The organism is Rhodoplanes sp. SY1, from assembly GCF_046000175.1.
In the GTDB taxonomy this organism is placed as follows: domain Bacteria; phylum Pseudomonadota; class Alphaproteobacteria; order Rhizobiales; family Xanthobacteraceae; genus Rhodoplanes.
On sequence record NZ_JBEOMB010000068.1, the window covers coordinates 1 to 13,220 of the forward strand.

General features: G+C 70.1%; 13 protein-coding genes. 6 read left to right on the forward strand and 7 right to left on the reverse strand.

The window, feature by feature from the left end; translation table 11 throughout:
- Positions 1 to 109 precede the first annotated feature (109 nt).
- Positions 110 to 2,056: a propionyl-CoA synthetase gene (locus tag ABTU92_RS18210; RefSeq protein WP_408093094.1), complete on the reverse strand. Its 1,947-nt coding sequence runs from the start codon at positions 2,054 to 2,056 to the stop codon at positions 110 to 112.
- A 339-nt stretch (positions 2,057 to 2,395) separates the two neighbouring features.
- On the opposite strand from ABTU92_RS18210, the gene ABTU92_RS18215 reads away from it, so the two are divergent.
- Positions 2,396 to 3,163: a sulfite exporter TauE/SafE family protein gene (locus ABTU92_RS18215; protein WP_408093058.1), complete on the forward strand. Its 768-nt coding sequence runs from the start codon at positions 2,396 to 2,398 to the stop codon at positions 3,161 to 3,163.
- A 9-nt stretch (positions 3,164 to 3,172) separates the two neighbouring features.
- Here the strand turns inward: ABTU92_RS18215 and ABTU92_RS18220 are convergent, their stop codons facing one another.
- Both ABTU92_RS18220 and ABTU92_RS18225 read right to left on the reverse strand, forming a co-directional pair.
- Positions 3,173 to 3,847 (reverse strand): hypothetical protein, encoded by a 675-nt coding sequence (locus ABTU92_RS18220; protein ID WP_408093059.1) that lies wholly within the window; start codon positions 3,845 to 3,847, stop codon positions 3,173 to 3,175.
- Positions 3,848 to 3,883: 36 nt separating this feature from the next.
- The gene (locus ABTU92_RS18225) at positions 3,884 to 4,219 is read right to left on the reverse strand and encodes a hypothetical protein (protein WP_408093060.1); all 336 of its coding nucleotides are present in this window, start codon (positions 4,217 to 4,219) and stop codon (positions 3,884 to 3,886) included.
- Positions 4,220 to 4,418: 199 nt separating this feature from the next.
- Here ABTU92_RS18225 and ABTU92_RS18230 point away from each other — a divergent pair, with 199 nt between their 5' ends.
- Complete coding sequence (locus tag ABTU92_RS18230) at positions 4,419 to 6,047, forward strand: acyl-CoA synthetase (RefSeq protein ID WP_408093061.1); 1,629 nt, start codon at positions 4,419 to 4,421, stop codon at positions 6,045 to 6,047.
- A gap of 171 nt (positions 6,048 to 6,218) precedes the next feature.
- On the opposite strand, the gene ABTU92_RS18235 is transcribed toward ABTU92_RS18230, so the two are convergent.
- Positions 6,219 to 7,253, reverse strand: a complete 1,035-nt coding sequence (locus ABTU92_RS18235) for a Bug family tripartite tricarboxylate transporter substrate binding protein (RefSeq protein ID WP_408093062.1) — start codon at positions 7,251 to 7,253, stop codon at positions 6,219 to 6,221.
- A gap of 387 nt (positions 7,254 to 7,640) precedes the next feature.
- Complete coding sequence (locus ABTU92_RS18240) at positions 7,641 to 8,660, reverse strand: Bug family tripartite tricarboxylate transporter substrate binding protein (protein WP_408093063.1); 1,020 nt, start codon at positions 8,658 to 8,660, stop codon at positions 7,641 to 7,643.
- Between the two features lie 283 nt (positions 8,661 to 8,943).
- Between ABTU92_RS18240 and ABTU92_RS18245 the strand changes: the two genes are divergently transcribed.
- Positions 8,944 to 9,567: a PadR family transcriptional regulator gene (locus ABTU92_RS18245; protein WP_408093064.1), complete on the forward strand. Its 624-nt coding sequence runs from the start codon at positions 8,944 to 8,946 to the stop codon at positions 9,565 to 9,567.
- Positions 9,568 to 9,728: 161 nt separating this feature from the next.
- Here the strand turns inward: ABTU92_RS18245 and ABTU92_RS18250 are convergent, their stop codons facing one another.
- Positions 9,729 to 9,905 (reverse strand): YdcH family protein, encoded by a 177-nt coding sequence (locus ABTU92_RS18250; protein ID WP_111358689.1) that lies wholly within the window; start codon positions 9,903 to 9,905, stop codon positions 9,729 to 9,731.
- A 289-nt stretch (positions 9,906 to 10,194) separates the two neighbouring features.
- Between ABTU92_RS18250 and ABTU92_RS18255 the strand changes: the two genes are divergently transcribed.
- Positions 10,195 to 10,398, forward strand: a complete 204-nt coding sequence (locus ABTU92_RS18255) for a YdcH family protein (protein ID WP_111358688.1) — start codon at positions 10,195 to 10,197, stop codon at positions 10,396 to 10,398.
- 240 nt (positions 10,399 to 10,638) lie between these two features.
- On the opposite strand, the gene ABTU92_RS18260 is transcribed toward ABTU92_RS18255, so the two are convergent.
- A complete protein-coding gene (locus ABTU92_RS18260; RefSeq protein ID WP_408093065.1) occupies positions 10,639 to 11,382 on the reverse strand; it encodes a GGDEF domain-containing protein in 744 nt (247 codons plus the stop codon).
- Between the two features lie 216 nt (positions 11,383 to 11,598).
- Here ABTU92_RS18260 and purE point away from each other — a divergent pair, with 216 nt between their 5' ends.
- Both purE and ABTU92_RS18270 read left to right on the forward strand, forming a co-directional pair.
- Positions 11,599 to 12,069, forward strand: a complete 471-nt coding sequence (purE, locus tag ABTU92_RS18265; RefSeq protein WP_408093095.1) for a 5-(carboxyamino)imidazole ribonucleotide mutase — start codon at positions 11,599 to 11,601, stop codon at positions 12,067 to 12,069.
- A complete protein-coding gene (locus ABTU92_RS18270; protein ID WP_408093096.1) occupies positions 12,069 to 13,172 on the forward strand; it encodes a 5-(carboxyamino)imidazole ribonucleotide synthase in 1,104 nt (367 codons plus the stop codon). Before purE ends, ABTU92_RS18270 begins: the two co-directional genes overlap by 1 nt.
- The last annotated feature ends 48 nt before the right edge of the window (positions 13,173 to 13,220 follow it).

Here is a 13,220-nt window from a genome sequence, read left to right on the forward strand (position 1 = left end):
GACTCACCCCCCTCCCCGACCCTCCCCAGTCGACAAACGGAGGCAGAAGAGAGCCGGGGCGCGCGCCCCGGCGTCCTGATCACGTCCGACCAGCGCCGCCGCTGCGGCCTCACCCGCCGCCGATGCCGTGGCCCTTCAGGGCGGCGTCGATCTCGTCGAGCGCGGCCGGGTCGTCGATGGTCGCCGGCATGGTCCACGGGTCGTGGTCGGCGATCTTCTTCATGGTGCCGCGCAGGATCTTGCCGGAGCGCGTCTTCGGCAGGCGGTTGACGCAGATGGCGATCTTGAATGCGGCCACCGGGCCGATCTTGTCGCGCACCAGCTTGACGATCTCCTGCTCGATGTCGCTCGGCTTCTTTTCGACGCCGGCCTTGAGCACGACGAAGCCGCACGGCACCTCGCCCTTCAGCTCGTCCTTGATGCCGATGACGGCGCATTCGGCGACGTTCGGGTGCGAGGCGAGCACCTCCTCCATGCCGCCGGTCGACAGCCGGTGGCCGGCGACGTTGATGATGTCGTCGGTGCGACCCATGATGTAGAGATAGCCGTCCTCGTCCTTGAAGCCGGCATCCGCGGTCTTGTAGTAGCCCGGATACTCGTGGAGATAGCTCTCGACGAAGCGGTCGTCCTGCTGCCACAGGGTCGGCAGGCAGGCCGGCGGCAGCGGCAGCTTGACGACGATCGAGCCCATCTTGTTGGTGGGCAGCTCGTGGCAGCCCTCGTCGACGATGCGCACGTCGTAGCCCGGCATGGCGACGGTCGGCGAGCCGGGCTTCACCGGCAGGCGGCCGAGGCCGACCGGGTTGCCGGCGATCGCCCACGCCGTCTCGGTCTGCCACCAGTGATCGATCACCGGCACGCCGAGGATGCGCTCGGCCCACATCACGGTGTCGGGGTCGGCCCGCTCGCCGGCCAGGAACAGCGCCCGCAGCTTCGAGAGGTCGTAGCGCTCGAGGTGCTTGGCGTCCGGATCCTCCTTCTTGATCGCCCGGAACGCGGTCGGCGCCGTGAACATGGTCACGCAATTGTGCTCGGCGATCACCCGCCAGAAGGCGCCGGCGTCCGGCGTGCCGATCGGCTTGCCCTCGTAGAGGATGGTGGTGCAGCCGTGCAGCAGCGGCGCGTAGACGATGTAGGAGTGGCCGACCACCCAGCCGACGTCGGACGCCGCCCAGTACACCTCGCCGGGGGCGACGTTATAGAGGTTCGGCATCGTCCACTTGAGCGCGACCATGTGGCCGCCGTTGTCGCGCACCACACCCTTCGGCCGGCCGGTGGTGCCCGACGTGTAGAGGATGTAGAGCGGATCGGTCGCCGCGACCTGGACGCATTCGGCGACCCGGCCCGACTTGAGCGCGGTGGCGCGCAGCGTCGCCCAGTCGTGATCACGTCCCGAAATCAGCTCGGCCTGCGCCTGCGGCCGCTGCAGCACCAGCACGGCGGACGGCTTCTCCGAGGCGAACGTGATGGCGGCGTCGAGCAGCGGCTTGTAGGCGACGACGCGGCCCGGCTCGATGCCGCAGCTCGCGGTGAGGATCACCTTCGGCTTGGCGTCGTCGATGCGGGTGGCGAGCTCCTTGGCCGCGAAGCCGCCGAACACCACCGAATGGATGGCGCCGATGCGGGCGCAGGCCAGCATGCCGATCAGCGCCTCCGGCACCATCGGCATGTAGAGGATGACGCGATCGCCCTTGCCGACGCCGAAGTCGCGCAGGATGGCGGCGAGCGTGCGCACCTCCTGCAGCAGATCGCCGTAGGTCAGCGTGCGCTTGGTCGCCGTGACGGGCGAATCGTAGATGAGGGCCGGCTGGTTGGCGCGGCCGTTCAGCACGTGACGGTCCACCGCGTTGTAGCAGGTGTTGCAGACGCCGCCGACGAACCAGCGACCGTAGGGGCCGAGGCTCGGATCGAAGATCGTCTTGGGCTTCTCGTACCAGTCGATCGCCTCGGCGGCCTCGCCCCAGAACGCCACCGGGTCCTTCAGCGACTGCGCATAGACCTCGTGATAACGGGTGGCGCCGGCGCCGGTGTCCTGCCGGGCGGAGTCCAGATGCACTGCGGATGCGGAATTCGTCACGTCGCTTCCTCCTGATCGGCACGCCCTTCGGCCCCGACGCGCGAGCGCAGGAGCCGGACGCGGCTGCCGTGTTTCTGTCCCCGGGGGCTTTTGGCCGCGATTGTGCCGTACTCGCACCGGTTTGCAAGAGTGTTGCCCCTTAGCCTTTGGTCGTCGGCGCGGCCGGCGACGGATCGCCACAGGGAGGATCGTCGCGGGACGGCGCACCACACCGGCGGCGCGCCATGCGGCATCGCGGACTAATCCCTGCTGGCGCGGCGCGCCCGGATCGGCTTTGATGCGCGGCCCCCGCTTCCCGCCTCACGCCGCCTGTCGACCGTGGACATCATCCAAGATCCGATCTTCTATCTCGTCGCCCTGCCGGCCGTGACGGCGATCGGCCTCTCCAAGGGCGGCTTCGCCGGTGTCGGCACGATGGCGACGCCGCTGCTCGCCCTCTACGCGCCGCCCCTGCAGGCCGCCGCCATCCTGCTGCCGATCGTCATCGTCCAGGACCTCATTTCGGTGTGGGTCTATCGCCGCGACTGGGACCCGTGGAACCTGAAGATCCTGCTGCCCGGCGCCGCGATCGGGGTCGGGATCGCCTGGGCGATCGCGGCGCATGTCTCCGACGACATGATCCGCATCGCGGTCGGGCTGATCGGGCTCGGCTTCGTGCTCAATGTCTGGTTCGGCCGGCCGCCCAAGGCGGGCAAGCCGCCGAACCCGGCCGCCGGCGTGTTCTGGGGCGGCCTGTCGGGATTCACCTCGACGCTGTCGCAGGGCGGCGGGCCGCCCTTCCAGGTGTTCGTGCTGCCCCAGAAGCTGCCGAAGCTGCGCCTCGTCGGCACCACGACGATCTTCTTCGCCGTGGTGAACGCCCTCAAGGTGCTGCCCTATTTCGCGCTCGGCCAATTCACCGGCGAGGCGCTCGGCACCTCGGTGCTGCTGCTGCCGCTGGCGGTTGCCACCAACTTCCTCGGCATCTGGCTGGTCCGCCGGACCCCGACCGAGCTGTTCTACAAGATCAGCTACGCGCTGATCTTCCTGATCTCGGTCTCGCTGATCTGGCAGGGCGGCTCGCACGTCGTCTTCGGCCGCGGCTGAGACGCGACGTCATCGGGCCGCCGCCGGAGCCGGCGGGCGCGGCGACTTGCCGATGCGGGGCGCGAGCCGGCGCACCGCGGTCTGCAGGATCGGCTTTCCGGTCAGCGCCATGACGGTCAGCCCGAGGGCGACCGCCTTGGTGTCCTCGTCGATGTCGGTCGCGTCGGCGAGCGACTTGATCTGTAGCGCGGCCTGCTGCTGCGCCTCCGGCGAGAGCCGTTTCAGGCCGGCGAAGCAGAAGGTCGGCAGCGCCTTGGCCGCCTTCGCGAAGTCGACGTCGGCCATGAGGGTCGAGGCCTCTTCGAGCCGCCTCTCGCCGAGCTCGCGATCGACCGCATCGTCGATCACCTTGAGGAACACGTCGATCACCAGGCCGGGGCCGACCGAGATGTCGCCGTCCGGGGTGCGGAGCTTGAAGAAGGACGAGCGGAAGAAGGCGGCCGCTCCGAAGCCGACGACCAGCACGGTCTTCAGCGGATCGAGCGTCGCGCCGGACTTCAGCCAGTCGGGCGGCGAGAGCTGGACGACCGCCAGCGCGATCATCGACAGCACGCCGTTGAGCACCAGATAGACGAGGCTGGGCACCGACAGCGCGGCCTGGCGGGGATAGTCCTTGTGGCGCGACAACAGCTCGGCGAGACCGACGAGCACGCCGGCCAGGAACACGTAATAGAACAGATCCACGGCGCCCCTCCTCGGGGCCGCCTCCGCCCTCGCGGGTCAGCCGGCGAGGCTGCGGCCCAGCCTGGTGAGCTTCAGCACCGGCTCGGTGCCGGTGTCGTCGAGCTCGAACACGCCCTTGTCGCGCCCGGCCAGCACGGCGCCGAAGAAGGCGTCCGGGGCGAGCGTGACGCGATCGCGGATCGCGCCGACCGGCGCGCCGTCCGGCGCCGGAACCACCATGCGGGCGACGGCCAGGATGTCGGCGTCGAGCGTCGGAACCGTCGACGGGCGACCGGACCCGGCATGCGGCACCGCCTCGGACCCGGACGGCCGCGCCGACTCCAGCGTCTGGAGGGTGGTCAGGAAGGTGCCGAACGTGTTGGGGCTGCCCATGGCCGAGTCCTTTCGCTGGACATTATATCGGGCAGCGCCGGGGTCGCCTATCACGCTTTGGACATCGTGGCACGGCCCGGCTCCGCCATGCGGCGCACTGCGAGGGGCCGGGCGCGACATCGTCTCCGCCGAGCGGCGTATTGGAGGGCCTCGACGGCTTCGCTAACGTGGGTCGGTTTTCCAGGGAGCGAATTGCCCAATGGCCGCGAACGCCTACGACACCGATCTCGACCGCAACCCCGCCAACCATCAGCCGCTCACCCCGCTCGTGTTCCTCGAGCGCGCCGCCCGCACCCATCCCGACCACCTCGCCGTGGTGCACGGGCCGCTGCGCCGGACGTATCGGGATTTTCATATCCGTGCAAAAAAGCTCGCCTCGGCGCTGGCGAAGCGCGGCATCGGGCGCGGCGACACCGTCTCGGTGATGCTGGCCAACACGCCGGCCATGCTCGAATGCCACTACGGCGTGCCGATGACGGGCGCCGTGCTGAACACGCTCAACACCCGGCTCGACGCCGCCATCATCGGCTTCTCGCTCGACCACGCCGACGCCAAGGTGGTGATCACCGACCGCGAGTTCTCGCGCGTCATGAAGCCGGCGCTCGACGCCGCCAAGGTGAAGCCGCTGGTGATCGACTACGACGACCCCGAATTCACGGGCGCCGGCGAGCGCATCGGCACGCTCGACTACGAGGACCTCGTCGCGCAGGGCAGCGACGACTTCGTGCGGACCCATCCGGGCGACGAGTGGGACGCGATCTCGCTGAACTACACGTCCGGCACCACCGGCAACCCGAAGGGCGTCGTCTACCACCATCGCGGCGCCGCGCTGCTCGGCGTCGGCAACATCGTCAACTGCGGCATGGGCAAGCACCCGGTCTATCTGTGGACCCTGCCGATGTTCCACTGCAACGGCTGGTGCTTCCCGTGGTCGATCTCGGTGGTGGCCGGCACCCATGTGTGCCTGCGCCAGGTGCGCGCCGGGCTGATGTACGAGCTGATGGCGACGCACGGCGTCACCCATCTGTGCGGCGCACCGATCGTGATGTCGACGCTGCTCAACGCCGCCGACCACGAGAGGAGGCCGCTCGCCGGTCCGGTGCAGTTCTTCACCGCCGCGGCACCGCCCCCGGAGTCCGTGCTGGTCGCCATGAAGGAGGCCGGCTTCGAGGTGACGCATCTCTACGGCCTCACCGAAACCTACGGCCCGTCGGTGATCAACGACTGGCACCGCGACTGGGACGCGCTGCCGGTCGAGCAGTGGGGTGCGTTGAAAGCGCGCCAGGGCGTGCCTTATGTCGGCCTCGACGACCTCACCGTGATGGACCCGGCCCACATGGTGCCGGTGCCGGCCGACGGCGCGACGCTCGGCGAGGTGATGTTCCGCGGCAACGTGGTGATGAAGGGCTATCTCAAGAACAAGACGGCGACCGACGAGGCGTTCGCGGGGGGCTGGTTCCACTCCGGCGACCTCGGCGTCCTGCATCCCGACGGCTATGTGCAGCTGAAGGACCGCGCCAAGGACATCATCATCTCGGGCGGCGAGAACATCTCCTCGATCGAGGTCGAGGACGCGCTCTACAAGCACCCGGCCGTCGCCGCCGTCGCCGTGGTGGCGAAGCCCGACGAGAAATGGGGCGAGACGCCCTGCGCCTTCGTCGAGCTGCGCGAGGGCAAGAGCGCGACGTCCGAGGATCTGATCACCTGGTGCCGGCAGCACCTCGCCGCGTTCAAATGCCCGCGCCACGTGGTGTTCACCGAGATCCCCAAGACCTCCACGGGCAAGATCCAGAAGTTCAAGCTCCGCGACATGGCCAAGGAGGCGTGAGCGATACGGCATGAGCCCGTGTCCCGGGCGCGGCGCGAAGCGCCACGACCCGGGACCCAGGGCGAGGAACCGACGTAATCCCGTGTGGCCCCTGGGCCCCGGATCTGCGGCCCATCAGGCCGCTGGCCCGATGGGCCTTGTCCGGGGCACGCGGCGGCGGATCTCAGCCCGTCAATCCCCCTTCAGCCCCAGCCGGCGCACCAGGGCGCTCCACTTCTTCTCCTCGCGATCGATGTCGGCGGCGTACTCCTCCGGCGTACTGGTCAGCGGGGCGCCGCCTTCGGCCCGGATGCGCTTGGCGACCTCCTCGGTCTTCACCAGCGCCTGCAGGGCGGCGTTGATTTTCGAGACGATCGGGGCCGGCGTGCCGGCCGGCGCCAGCAGGCCGTAGTGCAGGACCGACTCGAAGCCCGGCAGCCCGGACTCGTCGGCGGTCGGGACGTCGGGCAGCAGCGGGAAGCGCTCGCGGCTCATCACGGCGATCACCCGCAGCGTCTTTGCCTCGATGTTGCCGAGCGCCGGCGCCAGGATCCCGAAGGCGATCGGCACGTGGCCGCCGACCAGGTCGTTCATCAGCGGCCCGGTCCCCTTGTAGGGGACGAGCGTCGCCTCGATGCCGGCGCTCGCCTTGAACAGCTCGGCCGTCATGTAGCCGCCGGTGCCGACCGCCGAGGTGCCGATGCTCATCTTGCCGGGCGCCGCCTTGGCGGCGGCGACGACGTCGGCGACGGTCTTGCCCGGGAAGGACGGATGGGCGAGCAGCACCACCGGCATGGTCGCCATCAGGCCGATCGGGGCAAAGTCCTTGCGCGGGTCGTAGCCGGCCGTGGCGAAGAGGCTCGGATTGACCGAGACGGTCCCGGTGTGGCCGAGCAGCAGCGTGTAGCCGTCCGGCGCCGCGCGGGCGACCGCGCGCGTCCCGATATTGCCGCCCCCGCCGCCGCGATTGTCGACGATCACCTGCTGGCCGAGCGCGCCGGACAGCTTGTCGGCGACGATGCGGGCCATCGCGTCGTTGCCGCCGCCGGCCGGGAACGGGACGATCAGGGTGATGGGCCGGGTCGGCCAGCCGGCGGCGTCACCGGTCGCGGCGGCGGTGGCGCCGCCGGATTGCGCCGACGCGGACGGGGTCGGACCCGCCAGCGCGAGTCCGGCGAGCGCGAGAATCGCCGCGACGGCGCGGCGGCGGGGGTGATCGGCACGCATGGGGGTCTCCTGCTTGTTGTCGGTCTGGTTCTTCTGGTCGTCTTGGTCCGGTGACGCTCGCGCCGCGGCGAGCGGCCACTGCGCGGCGCGAGCAGCCCGACGTTCGGCAGCCCGCCGAAGGGCGGTGAAGCCGTTCTCACCACCTCCCCAGCAGGCTGTTGAAATTCCGATGCTGGTCGTTCCGGGGCCGGCCGAAGGCCGGAGCCCGGAACCCATAACCCCTGGGCTTCCAAAACAAATCGGACTGGGGATAGGGAGTCCGGACAGCTGCTTCGCGGCGTCCGGAATGACGAGACGGGCTTTTCACAGCCCCCGGGCGTCTCGATCTTTCGGGCGCGACCCGAGGGGAAGCACCGGGGCCGATGATGCACCGGCCCCGGCGCGGCCTCACTCCACCTTGATGTCGAGCGAGCGCACCAGCGAGCCCCAGGTCTTCTCCTCGGTGTCGATGGCGTCGGCGTATTGCTGCGGCGTGATCGGCCGCGGCTCGAGCCCCTCGGCCGCGAAGCGGGCCTTCACGTCGGGGTTGGCGAGCGCCGCGTTCAGCGCCGCGTTGAGCTTCGCCACCACGGCGGGCGGCGTGCCGGCCGGCGCCAGCAGGCCGTAATGAAGCTCGGCCGAGAAGCCCGGCAGGCCCGCCTCGGCGACGGCCGGGACGTCGGGCAACAGGGCGCTGCGCGTCTTGCTCGTCACCCCGAGCGCGCGCAGCGTGCCGCCCTTGACGTTGCCGAGCACCGGGACGATCGGCACGATCATCATCGACACGTGGCCGCCGACGAGGTCGTTCAGGGCCGGTGCCGTCCCCTTGTAGGGGATGTGCGACAGCTTGATGCCGGCCTCCTTGGCGAACAGCTCCGCCATGATGTGGCCGACCGTGCCGGCGCTCGACGAGGCGTAGTCGAGCTTGCCGGGGGTCGCCTTGGCGAGCGTGATGAACTCCGCGATCGACGTCGCCGCGACCTTGGGATTGACCACGAAGACGCTCGGCGACACCCCGATCATACCGATCGGGGCGAAGTCCTTGCGGGGATCGTAGCCGGCGTTGCGGTAGACGCTCGGATTGATCGACAGCGTCCCGGTGTAGCCGAGCAGCAGCGTGTACCCGTCCGGCACCGCGCGGGCGACCGCCCGGGTCCCGATATTGCCGCCGCCGCCGCCGCGGTTGTCGACGATCACCTGCTGGCCGAGCGCCCCCGACATCTTGTCGGCGACCACCCGGGCCGTGGCGTCGTTGCCGCCGCCGGCCGGGAACGGCACGATCAGGGTGACGGGCCGGGTCGGAAAGGCCGCGTCCTGGGCCATCGCCGGACCGCTCGACAACCCCCCGGCCGGGTCAAAAAACACGAGACTGAAAAACGAGATGGTCGCGAGCGCCAGCACCCGGCGCCGCGAGACGTCCCCGCGCATTTTTATCTCCTTGTGAGTTCCTCGCGCGCCCAGCGAACCAGTCCCGGTGCGCGTTCGCAAGTGCATCCGAAGAGGCCCTGGAAAAATATGTTAGATATATCTTGTGGTATAGCGCGATCCGTTCTATCTCACGATATATCTTGAGAAGGAGAGCACGATGCACGACCACCATTGCGACCCCCGAGAGGGGCATAGGGCGGGACACGGAGCGGGACATCACGGGGGCCACCACGCGCGCCATCACGGGCCGCACCGGAAGGGACACCACGACCGGCACGGCGCGTTGCACGCCGAGCGGGACGACCTGCACCCGGACCATTGGGCGGCGGGCCAGCACGGCGGCGGCCGCTCCGGCCGCGGCCGCTTCGGCGGCGGGCCCGGCTTCGGCGGCCGCGGCGGCGGCGACTTCGCCCGGGTCGGGCGCATGCTGGCACAGGGCGACCTCCGCCTGCTGGCGCTCGCTCTCATCGCCGAGCAGCCGCGCCACGGCTACGAGATCATCAAGGTCCTGGAAGAGAAGACCGGCGGCTGGTACGCGCCGAGTCCCGGCATGGTCTACCCGACCCTGACCTTCCTGGAGGAGGCGGGTCACGTCACGGCGCAGACCGAGGGCAGCAAGAAACTGTACACCATCACGGACGATGGCCGCGCCCATCTGGCCGAGAATCAGGCCGTGGTCGACGCCGTGCTGGAGCGACTCGCGGCCATCGGCGAGAAGGCCGAGCGCTGGCGGCAGCGGGCCGAGCGCGAGGACGGCGGGCGCGGCCCGCGCGTGTCCCGCCTGGTCGATGCGGCGGTCGACAATCTGCGCGACATCGCCGCAGAGCGGTTCGGTCGCGACGCCGAGACGGAGGCCCGGATCGTCGAGATCCTGGCGCGGGCAGCGGCCGAGCTGCGCAAGATCTGACGTCTTCGGATCGTCGATCGCAGCAGTCGGGCACGACAGATGCGCAGACGATCGCCCCACCGGTCGCGCACGAGCTGCTTCTCAAAAAGAGAACCGCCGGCCTCGTTTCCGAGAGCCGGCGGATCTACCAAACACAACGATGAATTATTCCGAACTAATCCTCAGTGTACGCTGCTCAGGTGCTGCATCCGAACGATGGCGTCCTTGAGCTGCAGTTTCCGACGCTTCAACTCGGCGAGCTGGAGATCATCGACTGACGGATGCTGGAGCGCATCATTGAGTTCCGCTTCCAGCATCCGGTGCCGTTGTTCGAGTTCAGCAAGCGAGAGCGTGGCCATGTGCCTTTTCTCCTCATGTCAGATTGCTGCCTGACGTTGACAGTCTGCCACGATGACACTTTGGTGTCGACGAGGATCGACACCGCCCCGCACGACACCGTTTCGTGATCGTTGCCGTGATCGAGTCGGGCCGCCCTGTGAAACTTGAAAAAACGACGCTGCCGGGCGATACATGCGGCGACAGGCCGCGATCACGTTCGACCCGGGCATGACAGGACCGCGGCCAGTGCAGCGGTCCCACGGTCCCCGACGGTCCGGTGACCGACCGTCCGGTGGCGAACGCGGTCCGATGAACGAGAACGAAGCCGACCTCAAGGGACAGCTCGAGCGCCTGCGCCAGGAGCATCGCGACCTCGACGTCGCGATCTCGGTCCTGCAGGACACGCCCGGCTCCGACATCCTCCAGGTGCAGCGCCTCAAGAAGCGCAAACTCTGGTTGAAAGACCGGATCTCCTTCATCGAAGACCAGATGACGCCCGACATCATCGCCTGATCGGCGGCCGGCTGTCGTCATGCTGCCTGCCCCCGTGCTCGGCGTGCCCCGGACAAGGGGTGGCGGGCGCAGCCCGACACCCCGCAGAGCCGGGGCCCAGGGGAGGCACGGCGAGAAGTTCGCGACGGACCAGACGATCGAAGGTCCGAGCCGGCGGCCCCTCGGTCCCGGCTCGCGCCGCATCGCTTCGCGCTGCAGCGCGTCCGGGACACGGTCACAGCGCTCGACGACAAGCCGGCGCTAGCCGCCCCGGCCACTCCGCCGGCGCTTGCGCGCATACATCGCGGCGTCGGCGCGGGCGAGCGCCTCGGCGGCGGCGTCCGGATCGGTCAGTGCGGCCGTGCCGGCCGAGGCGCCGACCGCGATCTCGCCCTCCCGCCACGGCACCCGGGCGGCCGCGATCATGGTTTCCAGCATGGCCGCCTTGGTCTCGGCATCGGGGTCCGAGAGGTTCCACAAGAGCACCGCGAACTCGTCACCGCCGAGCCGGGCGACGAGATCCGAGGCGCGGACATGGCCCTGCAGCACCGCCGCGACGGCCTGCAGCACGGCGTCGCCGGCGGCGTGGCCGTGGGTGTCGTTGACCGGCTTGAAGCCGTCGAGATCGAGATAGACCAGCACCAGCCGGCCACCGTAGCGCCGCACATGGGCACTCGCGCGGAGGAGCTCGCGCTCGAAGCCGCGGCGGTTGAGGAGGCCGGTCAGCGGGTCGCGATCGGCATGCGCCTCGAGCTCGGCGAGGCGCGCCCGCATCGCGGCCAGCTCGGCCTCGAGCCGGGCGACCTCGCGGGCGAGCGTCTTGGCGACGTCCGCCTCGAGTCGGTCGGCCTCGTCGGCAAGCCGGCCCGGCTGCGATCGCCCCGGCGCTTTGCGGACGGCAGCGGCGAGCGGGGTCGACGGCTCCTCGGGCGGCCGCGTCGGCGCCGGCTTTCGGCCGGCCGCCCCGGTCCGCTGCGTCTGCCGTTCCGCCGTCTTGCCCCGCATGTCCCGGCCGCCGCGCGCCCTGTGATGCTCTCCGCTGTACGTGATTCGCGACTCCGGCCGAAGCGACGGCCGTTTCGGCGCGTTCGGCCGACCGGCTCGCTTGCCGCCCGTTACCCCAGCCGATAAAACCCGCGCGTCGACCGCGCGGCGGTCCTTCCTTGTCCGAGAGAGCCATTGTCCGAGAGAGCCGTGGCCGCGACCCCGGTCGCCATCATCATGGGCAGCCAGTCCGACTGGGCCACCATGCGGCACGCCGCCGAGACGCTCGCCGCGCTCGGCGTCGGCCACGTCACCCGCATCGTCTCGGCCCACCGCACGCCCGACCGGCTGGTCGCCTTCGCCAAGGGCGCCAAGGCGGAAGGCTTTCAGGTGATCATCGCCGGCGCCGGCGGCGCCGCCCACCTGCCCGGCATGACGGCGGCGATGACGCCGCTGCCGGTGCTCGGCGTGCCGGTCGAGTCGAAGGCGCTCTCGGGGGTCGATTCGCTCTACTCGATCGTCCAGATGCCGCCCGGCGTGCCGGTCGGGACGCTCGCCATCGGCCGCGCCGGCGCCATCAACGCGGCGCTGCTCGCGGCCTCCATCCTGGCGCTGCACGACGCAGATCTCGCCGACCGGCTCGACGCCTGGCGCCGCCGGCAGACCGAGTCGGTCGCCGAGGCGCCGTCCGAGGAGGCCTCCGCGTGATCGTCGCGCCGCGTCCGCTCGGTCCGGACGCCACCATCGGGATTCTCGGCGGAGGCCAGCTCGGCCGCATGCTGGCGCTCGCCGCCGGCCGGCTCGGCTTCAAGTGCCACGTGCTGTGCCCGGACCCGCAGTCCTGCGCCTTCGACGTGGTGCGCCGGGTGACCGAGGCCGACTACACCGACAAGGAGGCGCTCGACCGCTTCGCCAACGACGTCGACGTGGTCACCTACGAGTTCGAGAACGTCCCGGCCGAGACGGCGACGTTCCTGTCGGCTCGAAAGCCCGTCCTGCCCGACCCGAAGATTCTCGCGACCACCCAGGACCGGCTCACCGAGAAGAATTTCGTCACGGCGCTCGGCATTGCCACCGCCCCCTATGCGGCGGTCGACGATCGCGCCGCGCTCGACGCGGCCCTCGCCGCGCTCGGCCGGCCGGCCGTGCTGAAGACGCGGCGGTTCGGCTACGACGGCAAGGGCCAGGTGACGATCCGGCCCGGCGACGACCCCGGCATCGCCTGGGACGAGATCGGGCAGCAGCCGGCGATCCTCGAGGCTTTCGTGCCGTTCGAGCGCGAGGTCTCCGTGGTGGTCGCGCGCGGCCTCGACGGCACCGTCCAGACCTTCGAGCTGTGCGAGAACGAGCACCGCGACCACATCCTCAAGGTCACCCGGGTCCCGGCTGCCGTGCCGACCGAGATCGCCGAGGCCGCGCGGAACATCGCCAGCCGGATCGCCGATGCGTTCGGCTATGTCGGCGTGCTGGCGGTCGAGATGTTCTGGGTGGCGGATGGTGCCGGCGGCGCCGGCCCCGGCGGTCGCGTGCTGGTCAACGAGATCGCGCCGCGGGTCCACAATTCCGGCCACTGGACCCAGGACGGCTGCACGGTGTCGCAGTTCGAGCAGCACATCCGGGCGGTGGCCGGCTGGCCGCTGGCGGTGCCGGTCCGCCACGGACGGGCCGAGATGATCAACCTGATCGGCGCCGAGGTCGACGAGCACAAGGCCTGGCTCGCCGTCCCGGGCGCCTCGGTCCACCTCTACGGCAAGCCGATCGTCCGCCCCGGCCGCAAGATGGGCCACGTGAACCGGGTTTTCGTGGACTGACCCGGACCGCCCGGGAAACCGTACGGCGATGGCCGCATTGTCGCGACG